An 18,317-nucleotide genomic window follows, 5' to 3' on the forward strand; every position below is an offset into this window, starting at 1 on the left:
GGCCCCGATGTGTTCCTAATCGTGGGCCCCGGCAGTTCCAGTCGCCTTGACGGCGGATGCGTTGCTGGCAATAACCGCTAGACCTCGCAAGCACCGGAAGTTGCGTTCATGCCGCAAGGAAAGCAGTGCCCGTGAAAAGTCTCCGTCAGCTCCTGACGGGAGAGGATGTCATCCAGCTCGTGATCCGGCTCGGCCTGCTCGCCCTGCTGATCATCTGGACCTTCCTGATCATCCGCCCGTTCGTGCCGATCCTGGCCTGGAGCGGCGTGCTCGCGGTCGCGTTCTATCCGGCCTTCAGTTGGGTCGCCAAAATCCTCGGCGGCCGGCCCAAGACGGCAGCAGTGATCCTGACCCTGATCACGCTCGGCATCGTCATCGGCCCGGCGACCTGGCTCGGCATCAGCGCGGTGGACGGCGTGCGTGAGCTGGCGCATCAGCTCGGCACCGGCGATCTGGCGCTTCAGGCCGCGCCCGAACAGCTCAAATCGTGGCCGCTGGTCGGCCCCTTGCTCTACGAACTCTGGGACCAGGCCTACACCAACGTCCGCGCGGTGGTACGCGAGGTGGCGCCGTATCTGCAGCCGCTGGCGGGACCGCTGCTTTCGCTCGCCGGCGATGCCGGCGTCGGCACGCTCCAGTTCCTGGTGTCGGTGTTCGTGGCGGGCTTCTTGTTTCCACATGGGCCGCGGCTGGTCGCGGCCAGCCGCGGTTTCCTGTTTCGCATCGTGCCCGAGCAGACCGAGCATTTCCTGTCGCTCGCGGGTGCGACCATCCGCGCCGTGGCGCAGGGCGTGATCGGCGTCGCGATCGTGCAGGCGCTGCTCGCCGGCATCGGTTTCAAGCTCGCGGCGGTGCCGAGCGCCGGCCTTCTCGCCTTCATCGTGCTGTTGCTCTCGATCGTGCAGATCGGCGCCTTCCTCGTGCTGCTGCCTGTCATCATCTGGATCTGGACCGCCAAGGACGTCACCACGGCGCTGCTGCTCACCGTGTTTCTCGTCGTCGTCGGCTTCCTCGACACCATGTTGAAGCCGCTCGTGATGGGACGCGGCCTGACCACGCCGACCATCGTGATCTTCGTCGGCGTCATCGGCGGCACGCTGGCCCATGGCATCGTCGGCCTGTTTATCGGGCCGATCATCCTGTCGGTGGCCTGGGAGGTGATGATGGCCTGGATCAGGACGGAGGATCGGGCAGGGGCGTCCGAGGGCTGATCTCGCCTCGAACGGCGCGATCCTTCCGCCGTGTCGCGCCAGGACCCGAGGGATCGCGGCCTGTGATCAAAACGTGCCGGGAACTTGTCTGTTCGACTAGACAAGTTACGATCGGGACGATTCTGGTTTCAATGACGGCAGCAATGGCGAAGTCTTCCAAACTGGTTGCCGCCCGGCGCGGCAAGGTCTTGTTGGTCAGACGCCGGTCGGACGGCCTGTGGATGTTCCCGGGCGGTCGCAAGCGCGCGCGCGAGTCCGACAAGGATTGCCTGCGGCGTGAGATCAGGGAAGAGCTGCCCAAGCTGAAGCTTGGTAGGATCAGCCTCTGGAAGGAAGTGACGGCGAGAAACAAGCGTTCCGGTCGCAAGATGAGCGACGCGATCTTCATTGCCAAGACCGCCAAAGGCAGGCTGGCGATCGGCGACAAGAAGGAGATCGACCGCGCCGCCTGGCAGAAGCCGCGCGGCATCCGTCTGACGCCGACCTCGCGCTATATCCGCGACCGCCTGTTTCCGAGGAAGCAGAGGCGGCGGTGAGCTAGGCTAGTCCTCGCGTCCCGCCGATCGCGTTCGTCCGGCGAACCTCCTCGACTGCGCCCCCTGCGGTTCGGGCGCAGCAAGCTTCGCGGCCTCGGCCTCGCGCATCTCCTTGCGGACCTTGCGCGCATCGCGCATCGCGCGCTTGACGAAAGGATGTTGGGAATCCTCGGCGAAGAACAGCACCACTTCGCAGCTCGGACATTGCCTCGAATAGCCGTCCTGCAACCGCCCGGCGCGATCGCGAAACACGTTCTTGCACCGCGTGCACTGAATCTGGACTGAACTCATGCGCGCACAACAATGACTTTGGGAGATGGATCGTCAGCTGATCCCAAATGTCTGAAGAAAGCTTGAATGCCTTGGTGGCGGAATGCTCGCAGACCGCGCGGGCAAGCGCCATCGGCCGGCCGTGGCCGGCGGTGGAAGAGGCCGCTTGGAACAGCCGGGCAGTCGCTATTGCTTGGCCGCCATCGTGTCCAGGCACTGGTTGAGAAAGGCGGTGCGATCCCTCGGCAGCACTTTCTCGAGGTCCGCCTTCAGCGCGCATTCGCGCTGGCGCAACTGCTCGGCCCGGCGCTTCTCGGCCGCCTCGCGGAATTCGGGAGCAACCTTGTTGGGATCGACCAGCGGCTGAGAGCGTGCGGGAGCCGTCGCAAGCAGTGCAATGGCGGCGATGAAAATGACTGGTTTCAAATGAGCCTCCGTAAAATGAGGCATCCTAGCGCGCGACGGGTGCGCGCTCAAACCGGGGAATGCGGTACTCCGTTCCGGCGTGCTTTGCCGCGCGGGCGAACCTCCGCCGGCGACTTTGGAACGACTTGGCACGGCAAACGTCGAATCCTGGCTCCCGGCCCATCCCCAAGCCCCAAAACCCCCAGGCCGGGAGTAAACCTTCCCCACAAAGGTTGGCGACCTCGGTCTCACCGAGGTCGTTTGTTTGGCGTGTGTGAACCAGTTCACAAGCGCGAGGTGAAATCGCTGCTATGAAGACGTCATTGCTTGACCAGTTCATTTTGCTCGAAACGCCCCAGCGTGGCTCCAAGCGCTGGGGTTTTTCGTTTCTCTCCGGGCGCAGAATGTTTACAATCGCGCCAAGCGTCGCATCGACAGACGCAGATCTCGCGCCGCGCTAGTTCCGGCCCGAGCTCGATCAACAGCCAAATTGTCGGGATCGCGGCGCCGCGCCGAACGTTGCCACCAGGCGTGCGTTCACCGGGCAAATCCCATATGCAAGGCGAGAAGTCGCCGAATCGGAATGAGGGCGGCTGGCGTTCAGTTGACGACGGCTTACGACCAGAAACGGATTCAAGTGAGGCTTACCAAAAAGGCGCGGGTGGCCAAGACGCCGCCGAAGAAGGCGTCACCGCACAAGACGTCACCGAGCAAGACGTCGCCACGCAAGGCGCTGCCAACCAAGACGTCGCCAAGGAAGAGCAAAGCGGCGCAGCGCGCTGCGATCTCGTCCTCGTCGCCGCTCGGCATGCTGGCGCTCCATCTGCTTGCCCAATGGACGCAGTCCGGACGCAGCGGCATCGTCTTTCTCGCCGAGAACGAGAACAGGGCGGAGCGGCTCGGCAGTGTCATTCACGCGCTCGACCCCTCCTGTGAGGTCTTGGTATTTCCGCGATTGAACACTCTGCCGTTCGATCAGCTCGAGCCGTCGCACGAGCTCGCAGGGCGCAGAGCCTCCGTCCTGAGGCGCCTCGCGAAATCCAAGAAGCCACTCTTTCTCGTCTCGACCGCCGAAGCCGTGATGGAGCGACTGCCGCCGCCGGCGAGCCTGTCGCGCCTGAGCGTGAGCCTGAAGGTGGGCGGCACGTTCTCCGAACAGGATCTGGAGGCGCACCTCGAAGCGCTCGGATACGATCTCGACGACGAGCCGGATTATCCGGGCGGGGCGCTGTTCCACGGCCAGACCTTCGAGATATTTCCGGCCGGCGCGCTGGGGCCGTTCCGGATCGAGCATTCGGATCGCGCGATCAGGCGGATCGTGGCGTTCGATCCGAACGAGCACAGGATCATCTTCGAGACCAGGGAGCTTGTCGTCGATCCCATGTCGGAGCGGCTTGGCCTTGCCGGCAAACGCGGCAAGCGCGCGAGCCTGTTCGACTATTGCGGACGCGCCAAATGGATCGCCGATGCGGGCGTGCCGGTGCATGCCGACGGCTGGTTCGACACGATCGAGGAGGCCGCGCCGCGTGCGGAGCGTGAGCGCGAATATCTCGGACGGCGGGACTGGAAGCAGCTCTCCCGGGGCATGAAGGTGTTGCCGCGCGCGTCGTCCTTCCAGACCGTCCCGGAGTTTTCGAAACTGACTTCCTCCAGGAAAGCGCTGCGTGCCTTCGTCGAGGAGACGCGCCGGGCCGGATCGCGACTGATCCTCGCCGCAGCGCATGAAGACGATCTGCGCGTGATAGAGCGGATGAGCGGCCTCAAGGCGCAGCGTTGCGAAGATTGGGACGACGCGACGCGGGGGCGGAGCGGTGAGGCGGCGCTGCTGGCCGATCTCGATGCAGGCTTCGTGATGCCGGGCAAGAAGCCTCTCGTCGTCGTGACGGCGTCCGACGTGCTCGGCAGCCGGGCGCATCATCCGCAGCCGATGGCGCGCGCCTGGAGCGCGGCCTTCGATCATGCCGACGTGCCCGAGCAGGGCACGGTGGTCGTCCATCTCCAGCGCGGCCTTGGCGTGCTCGACGGCCTGCAGACCGTGAACACCGGCGGCGGCGCAATGCGGGAGATGATCCGCCTGAAGTTCGCCGGCGACAATGCGGTGCTGGTGCCGCCGCCCGATCTGGCCCTGATGTGGCCTTACGCGGCCGAGCTCGGCAAGCTCTCGCTCGACAAGGCGGACGGCAGCACATGGTGGGCCCGCCGCGGTGAGGCCGAGCGCGAAATCCAGGTCGCCGGCAAGGCGCTCGCCCAGCACATCAGCCAGCGCCGCAAGCGGCGCGGCGAAAAGCTGGTTCCGCCGGGATCGGCCTATGAGAAGTTCGTCGCGCGTTTTCCTTACTTCACGACGACCGACCAGGCCAAGGCGATCGCCGACGTGCTGGACGATCTTGCCTCCGGCCACCCGATGGACCGGGTGATCTGCGGCGACGTCGGATTTGGCAAGACCGAGGTGGCGCTGCGTGCGGCGGCCGCCGTCGTGCTGTCCGGCAAGCAGGTGGCGATCGCAGTGCCGACGACGGTGCTGGCTCGGCAGCATGTCGCAACGTTTCAGAAGCGATTTGCGCCGTTCGGCATCGAGGTCGGAAACCTGTCGCGGGCAACCTCGGGCGCGGAGCTGCGCGAGACCAAGGAGGGACTGCGCAGCGGCCGGATCAAGGTCGTGATCGGCACGCAGGCGCTCGGTGGCAAGGACGTCAAGTTTGACGATCTCGGCCTGGTCATCATCGACGAGGAGCAGCATTTTGGTGCGGCCGAGAAGGCCAAGCTGTCCGGCCTCGCCAAGAACGTCCATGTGCTGATGATGAGCGCGACGCCGATCCCGCGTACGCTTGCCGCGGGCCTGGCTGGCTTCCGCAACCTCAGCGTGATCGCTTCGCCCCCGGTGCACCGGCTGCCGGTCGCGACCAGGATCGCGCCGCTGTCGGATGCGGCGATCGCCTCCGCGCTGCTGCGCGAGCAGCGCCGCCACGGCCAGAGTTTCCTGATCTGTCCGCGCATCCAGGATCTCGATCCCATGCTGGCGCGTGTGCAGGCGGTGGCGCCGGACTTAAGCATTGTCTGCCTGCACGGCAGGTTGGCGGCCGACGAGATCGACGACCGCATGATGAGTTTCGTTGAGGGCAGGGCCGACGTCCTGCTCGCGACCAACATCGTCGAGAGCGGCCTCGACATTCCCCGCGCCAACACCATCGTGGTGTGCTGGCCGGAAAAGTTCGGCCTCGCCCAGCTGCATCAGCTGCGCGGGCGCGTCGGCCGCGGCGGCATCCGCGCCTTCTCCCATCTGTTGACCGAGACGCAGTCCGGACAATCCGAGAAGCGGTTGGCTGTGCTCGAAGAGTTCAGCCGGCCCGGCGCGGGCTTTGCCATCAGCGAGCGCGACCTCGATCTGCGAGGCGCAGGCGATCTGTTCTCGGAGCAGCAATCCGGCCACGTCCAGGTGTTCGGGCCGGTGCTCTACAGCCACCTCCTGAAGATGGCTTCGGAGAAGCTCGACGAGGGGCAGGCGGTGTGGGTGCCCGACCTGAACCTGCCGGTCGCGGACATGCTGCCCGAGACCTATGTGCAGTCCGAGCCGGTGCGGCTCGAGCTCTATGCGCGCGCCGCAAGATGCACCGACGAGGACGACCTCGAAGACCTCGAGGAGGAAACCTCCCGCCGCTTCGGCCCGCTGCCGAAGGTCGCGCGCGACTTCTTCGCCGCAGCCAGGCTCAGGCTGGAATGCAAGCGCAGAGGCATCATCCGCCTCGACGTCGGCCCTGAAGCTGCGGCCGCAACGTTCCTGCCCGGACGCCTGCGGAAGTCGAAGGGAAGATCGCTGCAACGCGACGGCGACCGCGTGGTCCATCACGCCAAGATGCAGGACGCGCCGCTCGAGCGGGTGGAGGAGCTGTTCGAGCTGCTGGACGAGGGGTGAGGGCTCGCGCGTTCGTCAGCGCGAACAACTGCGAATTCGTAGCGGAGTCCCTGTTCCACCATTATAGTTAATCGGGGCGTGGCGAAGGAGATTGTCCGATGTCACATGCCATTCCTCCGATCATTGTCGCGATTGTCGCAAGCTCGTGTCTGTTGACCCTGGTGCAAGCAGGCGGCGCAAATGCCGGGTCGGCAGGAGCGGGCATGGGAACGGGGCCGGGTAGCGCTGGCGGCTCGGCGCCTTCTGGAATGGGGACGGGAGCGGGCAATGCAGGTCCTTCCGCACCCGCGGGGATGGGGACGAAGGACACCGCCGCCGGCGGAGATCTGGGCACCAACAGCCAACCGACCAATCCGAACGTTCAGCCCGCCACGCCCGCGAGGTCGCGGGCGGCAACTCAGGCTGCGAGAAATGCCGGGGTTGGTCACGCTCAAAATGGCCTGCCGATCGGCGCGATTGGAAGCGGCACGAGCAATGAGGATCAAAAGGCCACTGGTTCGGCGTCCTCCCAAAACAGATTACGGCCGGCAACACAGGCTCAGGGAAACACCGGCGTTGGCTCGGATGCTCTGGCAGGCAGAGGCTCGAGCCTTTCAGACCAGCGAGCCGCACGAGCTGGAGACAAGGTGCTGGATGCCAAGGCCCAGGTCGAGCGGCGAACGACTGTGTCGCGCAAACGCGGTACGAGCCCGATAGGACCAGGTTTGTAATCTGCGAGTGGAGGAGCTGTTCGGAGTGCTGGATGAGGCGAGAGCGCATCAAAATGCGAAAACAACCCCATGCACAGTAGCTAAGTGCTGCTGGCACAAGGTGTTTTGAATCCGGCGGCAAGGCTCGTTTGCTCCGTCGGGCAAAACAGAGGCATTCTGCCAAATTCGGAAAGGCCTGGTCAGATGCTGACCTAGGAACGGCTGCCGTAGGGTGGGCAAAGGCGCAGAGCGCCGTGCCACGTCTTCTTTCATTGCAGCAGAAGCATGGTGGGCAAAGGCGCAGAGAACGCCTTTGCCCACCCTACGGCAGCTGTCAGCGTAGCGCCTCTGGTCTTCGCACGTTCCCCGTAATCGGCCGGGGGCGGCGTAGTCGGCCGCTAACGTGGAATTAATCCAAAATGCTCACAATTTTAGGCAGTTGTGTAAGGGTGCTGCGTACAAGGGGTCGTCGCGCGGGCGGTCCAGGGGCGGTTTCCTGTTGCTCGCTCACTGGGGTCAATGCAAATGACCACGACCTTCGAAATGCAAAGCTTCGCCCAAGAACTCGACGCAGTAGCACTTGCAGCCGCCGCAGCGGAGCAGGAACCCGCGGTCCAGGAAGCCCCGGTTCCGATCAAGCAGTCCAGCCGGAAATCGGTCCTGGCCCTGTCGGTGTGTGCCTTGGCCATCAACGGCGCGGCGGCCATCTACACCTCGCCGTCCGATTTTCGGTCGCTGAATGTCGGCAGCCTGGCTGAACCGCTTCCGCGCCTGGAAGCATCCGTGCCAAAGCCTGATCCGGTCGTCGCGGTCTTGAAGGACATTCAGTCGGCCCAGCAGCAACACACCGCGTTGCTGCAACAGACCAATCAGGCAACGGACCAGAACTCGGTTTTGCTGCAGCAGGATTCAATGGTGCTGCTGTCGCTGCGACAGAGCATCACGGACGAACGGGTCGACGTGAAGAAGATATCGTCGCAGCTGTCCACGCTGATCGCGAAGATCGATACGCTGCAAAATGCGATGACGTCGGACGTCACCTCGTCCATCCGAAGAGCGCATGCGCGCTACGGACTATCCGCCGCGATGCGCAAGCGGATGGTTCGCGAAGCAAAGCCCCTCGGTCCCGTTTCGGTCGGAGGCGCGCCGTTGACTGTGCCGGCTGCGACGGCGGCTCCGGAAAGCTGACGACTGCAACTTCGGGATTGACCGAGGTCGCCCGGATTGACCGTCAGGCCTGACAGTCCGTCACTTCGCGACGTGGTCGATCTTGTGCTGCAGATGCCCGGTGTCGTGATCGCGACGCAACTGGCTCAGCGATGTCTCGTTCAGCTGCAGCAGGACCTCGCTGAGTTCAGTCGTATCGGGATAGCCGGCCGCAAAACCTCTTCCGTAAATCTTGCGCAACGTGCCGACCAGCGTGTTGCCGTGCTTCTTGCTGATCGCGCCATCCTTGTCACGGTGGCGGCCATCCAGGCCGTGTTCCTTCATGGTTCGCTCCCTGTGCGGCGTCTTGAGCGCCTCGAGAGAGCCTGCTCCCAAACGAGTTGACTGGCAATGGCATGGTGCGCGGCAGTCGCGAGCTGCCTGCACCAGCGCAGGTGCCCGCGCTTCTCTCCTGCTTGTGAAGCCGCAATCGGTTGTGGTGAGCCGATCGGCGCATGAGATGACAGCGGGCGATAGCTCGATTGGAGTTGATGCGATGCGCGCTCTTCTTGCCATGGGTCTGTTGCTGGCGCTGTGCGCCTCCGCGAATGCCGCGCCGGTGCATCACCCTCGCGCACGCCATCCTGCGGTGGACCGGCCCCGCGCGAATGCAATTCCGGCGGCGCGCTTTGCCGTCCCTGGCTGGAGCGACGATGCAACGCTGCGCTGGCTGAACAACGCCTCGTCAAACGTCGGCCGAGGCGGATAGCCGCGGAAACGGGCGCTGATGATGGTTCGAATGGCCCGGAAGGGCGGGGCGGCTAGGCGGCCTGCTCCTCGAACGAGGTGTAGACCCGGCCGGCGGGATCAACGACCTGAACGTCCCAGCACCCGTCCTCTGTAAGCTCTTTGGCTTTCTTGAGGGCGGCGGCGAGTGACAGCCGCTTGAGACTGACGACGCCCGCCGTGTCGAAACCGTTGATTTCAAACATGCCGTTCCTCCGGTTTTGGTGAATCCTACACGTTTCGGGGGACTTGTCTCGCGGCTTTTTTGGGTGGGGCTGGGCGAGCGGCAAGCTCAGAAAATCTCGCAGCATCGGCAGGCGCGGCCTCCCGCAGGCGCGTCTTTCAATAAGCGGCGCGCCTTTCTAGGGCCGAGTGGGAGCAGTCGCGGTCTTCCGCTCAAGCATGGCCATTTCAACTTGATCAGCCAGGACCGTGAGGTGGCTTGCAAGACGGTCGAACACTTCGCGCTTGCCTGGATCGGTTGCCAAATCGCGGATCAGGGCGCATTCGGCAGCATCTTTCCGAAGTTTCTCGATCTGGGCCAGATAGTCCTTCATTGGGCAATTGCTCTCCGTTCCCCGCAAATGAAATGGTACAGGCAATGTACGAAAGCGAACAGAAGTGATTGCCGCTTTTTCCTAGTCTACGGTGGCTTGGCCTTCCCAAAGGTCCAAGCACCTCCAGCGGCCCCGGCCTCCCCACCCCAGAAGCCCCCCACCGCCGGGGCCGTCACTGGCGATAGCCCGACCGATCGATCGTATCCCGGGAAGTTGATCTTCTCCGCGTTCGCGATATGGAGGCCTTGAGCCATTTTGCGGCGCACGCGCTGCGACGATGCGCGGCACTTTCAATGGGAACAGTCCCCTCGCCACCGCATTTCCAATTGCGTAGTTTCCCGGTTGTCTCGGTCGGTCTTCGAGTGGTCCAGGGGGCGTACAATGGGCACTGGTGATCACACCGCTGTGCTGAAACAGCGTTTCGACGAGCTTGCTTCCGGGCTTTCCGAGTTAGAGAATTTGCGCTCCCGCGTGATCGCGGCCGAGCAAATGCAAAAGATGCGTAGCGCCGATCGCAAACCGGCCGCACCAATCCACCGGACTGCTAAACTCAAATCATCGTCGGCAAAATCCGATCGGCCAAAGAGGCGCCTGGCGCGGCCGCCCGGCGCCGGGCAATGATCTCGACGCCAGGCTTCCGGCAATGCCAATGCCGGCTAGACTTTGGCAACCGTCATCAGCATTCGAGCGCGGCTGAAATACTCAACTAGTGAACTACGCGAAGAAAATAGTAGCCGACGCCGCCGATGACGAGCACCGTAGGGACGGCCCAGAGTATGAATACCGGCATGTCTACCTCCTCCAGTTACCTCCGGTAGCGGAATAACTTGGCAGAGATGGTGCCGTTCCAGCCTTCTAGGGTCGGGGATCCGATCTTCGCGTTGCACGGCTTGAGCTTCGTGAGATTCAGATTAGCGCGTTGAGCACTTGCGAAACCCATCGCTGGCAAGTCGGTCGGTCACTTCGCGGGCTTTTGAGGATTGCTCCGATACGATCGCGGATCGCAGCGGCGCTGACCGCAAACGAGTGATGGGTTTTTGCAAGAGCTCAAACCGACTTACGCGCGAGTGCTATGCCAGCGGAATGGTGTCGACGCGCAGACAGGGGCGGCACTGGAAAGCATGGACTGCAGGCAGATTGAGGATGGCGGGAAGCGTGGCCAAAAACGTCATCGGCCGTCCGCACTTGGAGCAGATCAGAACGGGCGGGCTGTCTTTCGCTACGCAAACCATCGCCAAAATGCCTGGAGGGGTAGGGCACAATAGGCGCATGCTGCGGGGAGTTCATCTCGGGGCGACTACTGGGGTTTATCGGAATCTGGCACTCGTTTGCGGCGACGAGCTACCAGAGCTCTATTGCGCATGAACTCGAGTGCGAACCATGTCGACGTCGAAATCGCGACCGGCTGTCACCGAATTGTACATTCCTCATTCCGGAGACGTCGATTGCGTTTTTAGCCTTACGCCGCGCTACCTTCCGAAGTTCGCGCGCGACGAGGTCGCAGCGGGAGGAGCTTCTCGGGCTCTGCTCAAGCTCAATTGGCAGGTCAAAAGTCCTCGGTCGGGCGCGCTTCTACAGCGGCAAGTACGGACCAGCGACAGAAAAGTGCGATTTTTAGAACCCGCTGTCGCTAGACGTCAGCGCATGTCGAGATGGAACGACACTTCGCTCGGAGACCGCGTCCTCGGGCTTGCGGGACTGACGCGCCAAAGCGCCCCCCGAAAGGGATGGGGACTTTTCGCGTGGGCCTAGTGCAACACGCGCGCGGCCTCGGCGAGCCGAACCCTTTCTCTGAGCTCCTCGAGTTCCTGAAGCATTTTCAGGAGATCGGGCAGGACATTTGCCCGCTTCAAAATTCGGGTCGTTTGTCCCATCGCTATACGCCTCCATGGCCTCCTGACGGCGAGCCACATCAAGGCGCACACAGGCAAATTTTCCCCTGCAAGAGAATGAACAATCTTAACCAGATCAGTGGTGGGATGATCGCGGAGCCTGGACAACGCGAAGCGATCCTTTGCCGGGGATTGCGCGTCATCCGCGATAGGCGGGCCATCGGCCTTGCCGGGCCTCATCGGCTCAGCGGTTGCCACAGGCAGCGTAGACAAAGCGCGGCTCGATATCAGACAGGCGGACAACATCAGGACAGCGATCGGCGCGCAACGCTACGTGATGGCCGCAATGGCGGTAGAACACAACGCCCTGCAAGCCATCTCGCGCATCTTGCCGAACGTGATCTTCACCGGTCGGCCGTCCGCGTGCGTGGGCGTGGGCGTGGGCGTGTGGTGTCGAGCAGAGCCGGGCATGCCGCTATCGAAGCGCGCCGCAAGCCGGAGTCGAGTTATCAATTACTTGGGCTTCGGAATGCGCCCGAGTTAGCGCCCCGTAGGTGTGCAAAGATCACTGTGACGATCTACCCCGGGGCTGGTCGCCCTTGGAAAATTTCACCCTGGCCTTCGTGATGATTGCGCCCACGCGATCGAGATAACGCGCAACCAGTTCCGTCGCGAGTATGTCCTCAAACTCCGCAGGAATGTTCTTCATGTTCACGCGCAATCGATTCGCCAACACGGGGCCCACGCAGAGTTTTTCGGTTCGGCTGGTCTTGTTGGCCAAGCTATTGATCCGGCTTTTGGTGAGCGCGCTGGGGCTCGAACCCAGGACCCCGTGATTAAAAGTCACGTGCTCTACCGGCTGAGCTACGCGCTCCCATGGCCGCTGATGGCACGTCAGAGATCGCCATCGTGGTCGGACATTCGAGAAGCATGTCTTGCCGCTGCGCTTAAGGGCGTCGCGGGGAAAACCGGCTGTTTCCGGATCATGCTTTCGGCCCGCGCTGTGTAGGGGGATGGGGCGCTGAGGTCAATAGCTTGGGTGGTTGCTGAAAGTCGCGGCAGGAGCGGGGATTTGCTCGCGGTTTCCGCCGCTTAAGGCGGAAAGCTCAACCCGATTGGCGGGCCGTCATCCACGCCGAAGACCACGCGTCTTTTAATCACGAGGTCCAAAGGCTAGCGCGGAGCCTCAATCACTGGGTCTCCCGCCGCACCTCGTTCGGCACGGGCTGCGGCGTGCCGGGGGCCGGCAGCGCGACCGGACGCAGCCCGATCAGCTCGGCGGTGCGGATCGCGCTGTCGCGCCAGAACTGGAACGAGTTGATGCGGCTCAGCTCGAGGATGGCGATGGCGACGGCCGCCAGGAACGGCAGGCTCTGCAGCACCAGCACGCCGGCGAAGATGTAGATCTCGGTGATCTGGCGGTAGCTGTTGGAGGCGATCAGTACGCCGGCGCCGATCACGAGCAGGGTGCCGATCACGGCCTCCCAGAACGCCTGGAACTCGATCGACATCCTGGACAGGCCACCCTTGGAGGTGCGGGCGAAGGCGATGTGCTCGGTGATGAGGCCCTGCGCCACTGCGCGCGACACCGTCCACTGCACGCTCATCGCGGCGATCATGGCGCCGAGCATCTGGCCGGGCTTGATCGCGACGCGGGCGCGGTACATCGACAGGAAGTGCGCCAGCGAGACGATGAAGGCGCCGATGATCGGCAGCGTCAGGATCTTGTCGGGAATGGCGATGTCGGCGAAGGCGACGATCGGCACCCAGACGAGGTTGAGCAGCGCCACGACCACGCCGAGACTTTCGGCGCCGAGCCAGTTCAGCCAGCCCAGGCCATATTCGCGCTTCTGGTCGGGCGTCAGCCGGCTCTTGCCGGGCAGGAAGTAGCGCCAGTGCTTCTTCACGATCTGGAGGCCGCCATAGGCCCAGCGGTGACGCTGCTTCTTGAAGGCCTCGTAGGTGTCGGGCAGGAGGCCCTGGCCGTAGCGGTGGTTGGTGTAGTGGGTTGTCCAGCCGAGCTCCTGGATCGCAAGGCCGAGATCCGAATCCTCGCAGATCGTATCGGACGACCAGCCGCCGGCCATGTCCATCGCCGCGCGGCGGATCAGGCACATCGTGCCGTGCACGATGATGGCGTTGGCCTCGTTGCGCTGGACCATGCCGATGTCGAAGAAGCCGGCATATTCGCCGTTCATGATGTAGTGCATGATCGACAGATCGCCGTCGCGATGCTCCTGCGGAGCCTGCACGAGGCCGACACGCGCATCGGCGAAGGCAGGCACGAGGTCCTTCAGCCAGTCGGGATCGACGGCATAGTCGGCGTCGAGGATGCCGATGATCTCGGCATCGGCGGCGGTGCAGTCCATCGCAATCCGAAGAGCGCCGGCCTTGAAACCCTGCACCTTCTCGGCGTTGATGAATTTGAAGCGTTCACCAAGCGCGCGGCAATGGTCCTGGATCGGCTGCCAGAACGCGGGATCCGGCGTGTTGTTGATGATGACCACGCATTCGTAGTTCGGATAGTTCAGCCGCGACAGCGCATCCAGCGTCTGCTTGAGCATCTCGACCGGCTCGAAATAAGCGGGAATGTGGATCGAGACCTTTGGGCAGTAATTCTCGGGAACATTCTCGACCGGCTTGCCCTTGCTGAGCAGTCGCTGCGGCGACCGGCCGAAGGCGACCGCTGCGACCTCGTCGATGCGCGCCATCGCGATGAGGACCAGCGGAACGAGCAGGATCATGCCGAGCGTCAGCGCGAAGGCGGAGCCGAAGATGAAGTAATGGCTGTTCCAGAACGCGAACACGGTCGCGGCCCAGGCGCCGACGCCGTTGGCCGTCGCCGACAGCAGGAAGGCCTGCTTCGCGGTCGGCTTTTCGATCCGCAGGATCGGCAGCGACAGCAGGATGCCGACCAGGAGCGCGATGCCCATCAGCTTCCAATAGTCGGGGTTCTCGACCGGACCGGTCCAAGCGAATTTCGGCTCGCGGCTGGCGTTGAGGATGCCCCAATACGGACCGACGCCGCCTTCGAAGAATTTCCAGGGCTGATCGATGGCCTCGACGATGTTGTATTCCATGCCGATGGCTTCGGCGCGGCTGACGAAGTTGCGCAGGATCAGAGCCTGCTGGAACGGGCCCGGATCGGCGTTGCGCAGATTGTAGCCCTGGCTCGGCCAGCCGAACTCGGCGATCACGATGCGCTTGCCGGGGAACAGGTTGCGCAAGAGATTGTAGCGGTCGACGGCCTGGTCGACCGCCTGGTCCGAGCGGAAGTTTTCCCAGTAGGGCAGCACGTGGGCGGCGATGAAATCGACGCTGGAGCCGAGGTCGGGATTGTCGCGCCAGATGTTCCAGATCTCGCCGGTGGTGACGGGCACGCGGACCGAGCCCTTCACCTTCTTGATCATGTCGATGAGGTCTTCGACCTTCTGCTCGCCGCGGTAGATCACCTCGTTGCCGACGACGACGCCGACGACGTTGCTGTTCTTGCGGGCGAGTTCGATGGCGGCCTTGATCTCGCGCTCGTTGCGATCCTTGTCCTTGTCGATCCAGGCGCCGACGGTGACCTTGAGGCCGAACTCGGCCGCGATCGGCGGCACCAGTTCCACGCCGCCGGTGGACGAGTAGAGGCGGATCGCGCGCGTCATGGTCGACAGCGTCTTCAGGTCTGCGCGGATTTTCTCGACCGTCGGGATGTTGTCGATATCGGGGTGAGCCGAGCCTTCGAACGGCGCGTAGGAGACGCTCGGCAACAGGCCCTTGAAATCGGGCGCGGGTTCCTTGTCGCGCAAGACTCCCCACAGCCCAGCGTGAAGCGCGGAGACGAGCAACAGAACGGCGGCGACAACGCGCATCGCGGCTAAACCTGAAGGGGCTGAGGGGGCAGGGAAGCGGATCCGACCCCGAGATCCGACCAAGTCCGCGGCAAAGGGAGCATATCTCCGCCGCACGGTTTCACAACTGTCATGGCCTCATGTCCTTATGAGGGCATGGCCTTTTTCGAACGACGCGCGGCAGTGCCAACCGCGCCTATGGCCGATCGTTCCTGAACGACAGCTGAAACGGCCAAGTCTATTTAAGACCTTGGGCTATTTCTGGGGCGCCGGCGTCGGGCTTGCCGCGGGCGATGGGCTGGCGGTCGGCTGCGGCTGCGCATTGTTGGCAGCGGGAGCGGCCGGCTGTGCCGCTGCGGCCGCCGCCTGCTGCGGCTGGGCCGCCGGGTTGATCCAGCAGGCGTGCACGCGGCTGTCCAGGGTCTCGGCGACCTTGGGATCGATCTGGCCGCCGAACCGGGTCAGGCAGCGGAAAGCGGCCTGGATGTGACCGCCGGGGCAGCCGAAACGGTCGTAGAGGTCGAGATGGCGGAACGCGGTATCGAGGTCATCCCGCCACATCAGGCGCACCACGCGGCGGCCGAGCCAGACGCATTCGGGATTGCCGGCCGGGCCGTTGATGACCTGGGCCGCTTCGGCGAATTCGTCGGTGCGGCGCTGGTTCTGGGCCGCATCCTTGGCGGCGTCGGCGGGCTGGGCGGCAGCCTTGCCCTGGTCCGGTGCGGGCGTGCCGCTCTGGGCGGAAGCGCCACCGAGACCGGCGAGAACGAGAAGGCAGGAGACGGCCAAGGTGGCGGCGAACTGCCGCAGGACCGCATTTCGTGACTCGAACACCCGTTGCCGCATGAATTCCCCAATGTATCCGCTGGCCGTCCGCGTCAGGATCCCGCGGACGCGCCGGTGATGGCGTCCAAATGGGTCTCCAATGCGGCGGAAAAGTCTTTCCGAGTCCATGACCTGTATTTGGAATTTTGTCCAGCAAAGTCACGATGCTAGGCCCCGGTCGAAGGGCCGCAGCCCAATTCCTTTGGGGCAGGCGCGGATCCTTGAGTGTGGATCGGCATTTGGACCCCCGCTTGGACACCCGCTTTGGGCACCCCCTTGGCAGATGGCGTGCAAGCAGGTAATCGACGGACCCTTCGCGGAGGACGGAACCGATTTCTCTTCGTACGCCACTGGCGCTTCTGCTCGTTTCACTGGGTGCGATTGCTGCCGTGTGGTGGTGGTTGGCGACGCCGATCACGCTTGCACGCGCCCCGATCGATCCCGCCGAGAAGGTCCAATGCGTCTCCTACGCGCCGTTCCGCGGCGAGCAGACGCCGCTGAACGCGTGGACCCATATCGACGCCGAGCAGATCGAGCAGGATCTGCGCCAGCTCAAGGAAATCACCGACTGCGTCCGCATCTATTCGATGGAGAACGGGCTCGACCAGGTGCCGGCGATCGCCGCCAAGGTCGGCGGGCTGAAAGTGCTGCAAGGCATCTGGCTCTCCAGCAACCGCAGCAAGAATTTTGAGCAGGCCGCCCTCGCCATTCGCCTCACCAAGGAATTCCCAGCCATCATCACCGCGGTCATCGTCGGCAACGAGGTGCTGCTGCGCGGTGAGATGACGACGGCGGACCTCGTCTCGATCATCCGCCTGGTGAAGACGCAGGTCAGCGTGCCCGTCACCTATGCCGACGTCTGGGAATTCTGGCTGAAGAACCGCGAGGTCTATGACGCCGTCGACTTCGTCACCATTCACATCCTGCCTTATTGGGAGGATATGCCGGTGAAGGCGAAATTCGCCGCCGCCCATGTCGAGGCGATCCGCGAGCGCATGGCGGTGGCGTTTCCGGGCAAGGAAATCCTGATCGGCGAGACCGGCTGGCCGAGCGAAGGGCGCATGCGCGACGGCGCGCTGCCCTCACGCACCAACCAGGCGCGGGTGGTCTCGGAAATCCTCAGCTTGGCGAAGGCGCAGAAGTTTCGCGTCAACCTGATCGAGTCCTACGACCAGCCGTGGAAGCGCAAGCTCGAGGGCACCGTCGGCGGCTATTGGGGCCTGTACGATTCGGTGCGCCGGAGCCTGAAATATCCGCCGGGCGAGCCGATCAGCAATTTCCCGTACTGGAAATGGTACATGGGCGCGGGCATGGGCCTGTCCGTGCTGGTATTCGCGGTCGCGCTCATCACGCTGCGCCGGCGGCCGTGGACGCCGCGCTTCTCGGCCTGGCTCGGCGTCGCCATCTCGGCGACGACGGCGGGCAGCCTGCTCGGGATCGGCGCCGACAAGCTTTATTATGAGAGCTACGGCATCGGCGGCTGGCTGCTCTGGGGCGCGCTGCTCGCGGCCGGCATCCTGTCGCCGATCTTCTGTGCGCAGGCGATGGTGATCGGCCGCAGCCTTCCGACCTTCCTCGACCTGCTCGGTCCGCGCGAGGGGCGGAAATGGTCGAAGCTCACCGCCGTGCTCGGCCTGACGCTGGCGGTGACCGCGGTGATCGCGGCGGCGACCGCGCTCGGCTTCGTGTTCGACCCGCGCTACAAGGATTTCCCCTACGCCGCGCTGACGATGGCGGTGGTGCCGTTCGCGCTTTTGATGCTGAACCGGCCGCAGATCGGCCAGCGTCCGATCGCGGAATCGGTGTTCGCGGGCGTGCTGGCGCTGTCGGCAGTCTTCGTGCTCTTCAACGAGGGCCGCGACAATTGGCAGTCGCTGTGGACCTGCACGATCTATCTGTTGTTCGCGCTTACGCTGTGGCGGGCGCGGGCCGAGCAAATCCAAGAATGAACAGGCCGATCGCCAGGCCCGACAGCACGACATTGTAGAGCACGATGCCGAGGCCGGCGGCGATGATGCCGACGGTGAGCAGCACGATCGACGGCCGCATCAGGTTCAGCGTCGCAACCACCAGCGCGACGATGCCGAACACCGAATTCTTGAACAGCACCGTCGAGACCGACCGCGCCTTGCAGATCATCGTCTGCAGCCCGGCGTCGCAGGCGAGAGCGACCTGCGACAGCTCGATCGCGAGGTAGCGCAGATAGAGCGCATAGCCGACGGACGCGAAGCCGACGACGATCAGGAACTGCACCTGGTAGGGCGAGAGGCGGAAGGGCTTTTTTGTCATGGCGGCAATATGGTCGTGATGG

17 protein-coding genes and 1 tRNA gene are annotated in these 18,317 nt (G+C 63.8%); 8 read left to right on the plus strand and 10 right to left on the minus strand.

The features are described 5' to 3' along the window. Nucleotides 1-131: 131 nt before the first annotated feature. Both BM190_RS19705 and BM190_RS19710 read left to right on the plus strand, forming a co-directional pair. Entirely contained in the window at nucleotides 132-1,211 is a 1,080-nt protein-coding gene (locus BM190_RS19705; protein ID WP_502687005.1) for an AI-2E family transporter, read from the plus strand. 143 nt (nucleotides 1,212-1,354) lie between these two features. Further along, nucleotides 1,355-1,747: an NUDIX hydrolase gene (locus BM190_RS19710; RefSeq protein WP_018317944.1), complete on the plus strand. Its 393-nt coding sequence runs from the start codon at nucleotides 1,355-1,357 to the stop codon at nucleotides 1,745-1,747. Between the two features lie 6 nt (nucleotides 1,748-1,753). On the opposite strand, the gene BM190_RS19715 is transcribed toward BM190_RS19710, so the two are convergent. After that, nucleotides 1,754-2,038: a hypothetical protein gene (locus tag BM190_RS19715; RefSeq protein WP_092257955.1), complete on the minus strand. Its 285-nt coding sequence runs from the start codon at nucleotides 2,036-2,038 to the stop codon at nucleotides 1,754-1,756. 165 nt (nucleotides 2,039-2,203) lie between these two features. After that, nucleotides 2,204-2,443 (minus strand): hypothetical protein, encoded by a 240-nt coding sequence (locus tag BM190_RS19720; RefSeq protein ID WP_018317945.1) that lies wholly within the window; start codon nucleotides 2,441-2,443, stop codon nucleotides 2,204-2,206. Between the two features lie 562 nt (nucleotides 2,444-3,005). On the opposite strand from BM190_RS19720, the gene BM190_RS19725 reads away from it, so the two are divergent. Beyond that, complete coding sequence (locus tag BM190_RS19725; RefSeq protein WP_092257958.1) at nucleotides 3,006-6,335, plus strand: DEAD/DEAH box helicase; 3,330 nt, start codon at nucleotides 3,006-3,008, stop codon at nucleotides 6,333-6,335. Between the two features lie 1,208 nt (nucleotides 6,336-7,543). Then, complete coding sequence (locus BM190_RS19735) at nucleotides 7,544-8,212, plus strand: hypothetical protein (protein WP_177237167.1); 669 nt, start codon at nucleotides 7,544-7,546, stop codon at nucleotides 8,210-8,212. A gap of 60 nt (nucleotides 8,213-8,272) precedes the next feature. On the opposite strand, the gene BM190_RS19740 is transcribed toward BM190_RS19735, so the two are convergent. Beyond that, on the minus strand, nucleotides 8,273-8,515 hold the full coding sequence (locus BM190_RS19740; protein ID WP_026201940.1) for a hypothetical protein: 243 nt from the start codon (nucleotides 8,513-8,515) through the stop codon (nucleotides 8,273-8,275). 211 nt (nucleotides 8,516-8,726) lie between these two features. Here BM190_RS19740 and BM190_RS19745 point away from each other — a divergent pair, with 211 nt between their 5' ends. After that, entirely contained in the window at nucleotides 8,727-8,939 is a 213-nt protein-coding gene (locus tag BM190_RS19745; RefSeq protein WP_092257967.1) for a hypothetical protein, read from the plus strand. 52 nt (nucleotides 8,940-8,991) lie between these two features. On the opposite strand, the gene BM190_RS40515 is transcribed toward BM190_RS19745, so the two are convergent. Together BM190_RS40515 and BM190_RS19750 are read right to left on the minus strand one after the other, a co-directional pair. After that, a complete protein-coding gene (locus BM190_RS40515) occupies nucleotides 8,992-9,162 on the minus strand; it encodes a hypothetical protein (protein WP_018317950.1) in 171 nt (56 codons plus the stop codon). 156 nt (nucleotides 9,163-9,318) lie between these two features. Beyond that, entirely contained in the window at nucleotides 9,319-9,513 is a 195-nt protein-coding gene (locus BM190_RS19750) for a hypothetical protein (protein ID WP_018317951.1), read from the minus strand. A gap of 381 nt (nucleotides 9,514-9,894) precedes the next feature. Between BM190_RS19750 and BM190_RS39660 the strand changes: the two genes are divergently transcribed. Both BM190_RS39660 and BM190_RS41765 read left to right on the plus strand, forming a co-directional pair. Beyond that, nucleotides 9,895-10,134 (plus strand): hypothetical protein, encoded by a 240-nt coding sequence (locus BM190_RS39660; protein ID WP_143109060.1) that lies wholly within the window; start codon nucleotides 9,895-9,897, stop codon nucleotides 10,132-10,134. 1,437 nt (nucleotides 10,135-11,571) lie between these two features. Beyond that, nucleotides 11,572-11,889 carry a hypothetical protein gene (locus tag BM190_RS41765; protein ID WP_177237168.1) on the plus strand — a complete coding sequence of 106 codons (318 nt, stop codon included), beginning with the start codon at nucleotides 11,572-11,574 and terminating at the stop codon, nucleotides 11,887-11,889. A 21-nt stretch (nucleotides 11,890-11,910) separates the two neighbouring features. Here BM190_RS41765 and BM190_RS39665 read toward each other — a convergent pair whose 3' ends face one another. From BM190_RS39665 to BM190_RS19775, 4 genes are all read right to left on the minus strand, one after another. Then, nucleotides 11,911-12,126 carry a hypothetical protein gene (locus BM190_RS39665; RefSeq protein ID WP_143109061.1) on the minus strand — a complete coding sequence of 72 codons (216 nt, stop codon included), beginning with the start codon at nucleotides 12,124-12,126 and terminating at the stop codon, nucleotides 11,911-11,913. A 17-nt stretch (nucleotides 12,127-12,143) separates the two neighbouring features. After that, nucleotides 12,144-12,219: transfer RNA gene (locus BM190_RS19765), tRNA-Lys, on the minus strand. Nucleotides 12,220-12,535: 316 nt separating this feature from the next. Next, nucleotides 12,536-15,202 carry a glycosyltransferase gene (locus BM190_RS19770; protein ID WP_092257970.1) on the minus strand — a complete coding sequence of 889 codons (2,667 nt, stop codon included), beginning with the start codon at nucleotides 15,200-15,202 and terminating at the stop codon, nucleotides 12,536-12,538. A 234-nt stretch (nucleotides 15,203-15,436) separates the two neighbouring features. Then, a complete protein-coding gene (locus BM190_RS19775) occupies nucleotides 15,437-16,027 on the minus strand; it encodes a hypothetical protein (RefSeq protein ID WP_018317955.1) in 591 nt (196 codons plus the stop codon). Between the two features lie 368 nt (nucleotides 16,028-16,395). On the opposite strand from BM190_RS19775, the gene BM190_RS19780 reads away from it, so the two are divergent. After that, the gene (locus BM190_RS19780; protein ID WP_092257973.1) at nucleotides 16,396-17,955 is read left to right on the plus strand and encodes a glycoside hydrolase family 17 protein; all 1,560 of its coding nucleotides are present in this window, start codon (nucleotides 16,396-16,398) and stop codon (nucleotides 17,953-17,955) included. Here BM190_RS19780 and BM190_RS19785 read toward each other — a convergent pair. After that, nucleotides 17,915-18,295 (minus strand): hypothetical protein, encoded by a 381-nt coding sequence (locus BM190_RS19785; RefSeq protein WP_018317956.1) that lies wholly within the window; start codon nucleotides 18,293-18,295, stop codon nucleotides 17,915-17,917. The genes BM190_RS19780 and BM190_RS19785 overlap by 41 nt on opposite strands. Nucleotides 18,296-18,317: the final 22 nt, after the last annotated feature.

This window comes from Bradyrhizobium sp. Rc3b (genome assembly GCF_900114915.1).
Lineage (GTDB): Bacteria > Pseudomonadota > Alphaproteobacteria > Rhizobiales > Xanthobacteraceae > Bradyrhizobium.

Excerpts from the sequence above, each read along its gene's own strand:
- BM190_RS19710 (WP_018317944.1), top strand. The coding sequence starts at position 1,355 with ATGGCGAAGTCTTCCAAACTGGTTGCCGCCCGGCGCGGCAAGGTCTTG.
- BM190_RS19715 (WP_092257955.1), bottom strand. The coding sequence starts at position 2,038 with ATGAGTTCAGTCCAGATTCAGTGCACGCGGTGCAAGAACGTGTTTCGC.
- BM190_RS19725 (WP_092257958.1), top strand. The coding sequence starts at position 3,006 with ATGAGGGCGGCTGGCGTTCAGTTGACGACGGCTTACGACCAGAAACGG.
- BM190_RS19735 (WP_177237167.1), top strand. The coding sequence starts at position 7,544 with ATGCAAATGACCACGACCTTCGAAATGCAAAGCTTCGCCCAAGAACTC.
- BM190_RS19740 (WP_026201940.1), bottom strand. The coding sequence starts at position 8,515 with ATGAAGGAACACGGCCTGGATGGCCGCCACCGTGACAAGGATGGCGCG.
- BM190_RS19745 (WP_092257967.1), top strand. The coding sequence starts at position 8,727 with ATGCGCGCTCTTCTTGCCATGGGTCTGTTGCTGGCGCTGTGCGCCTCC.
- BM190_RS40515 (WP_018317950.1), bottom strand. The coding sequence starts at position 9,162 with ATGTTTGAAATCAACGGTTTCGACACGGCGGGCGTCGTCAGTCTCAAG.
- BM190_RS19750 (WP_018317951.1), bottom strand. The coding sequence starts at position 9,513 with ATGAAGGACTATCTGGCCCAGATCGAGAAACTTCGGAAAGATGCTGCC.
- BM190_RS39660 (WP_143109060.1), top strand. The coding sequence starts at position 9,895 with ATGGGCACTGGTGATCACACCGCTGTGCTGAAACAGCGTTTCGACGAG.
- BM190_RS19770 (WP_092257970.1), bottom strand. The coding sequence starts at position 15,202 with ATGCGCGTTGTCGCCGCCGTTCTGTTGCTCGTCTCCGCGCTTCACGCT.
- BM190_RS19775 (WP_018317955.1), bottom strand. The coding sequence starts at position 16,027 with ATGCGGCAACGGGTGTTCGAGTCACGAAATGCGGTCCTGCGGCAGTTC.
- BM190_RS19785 (WP_018317956.1), bottom strand. The coding sequence starts at position 18,295 with ATGACAAAAAAGCCCTTCCGCCTCTCGCCCTACCAGGTGCAGTTCCTG.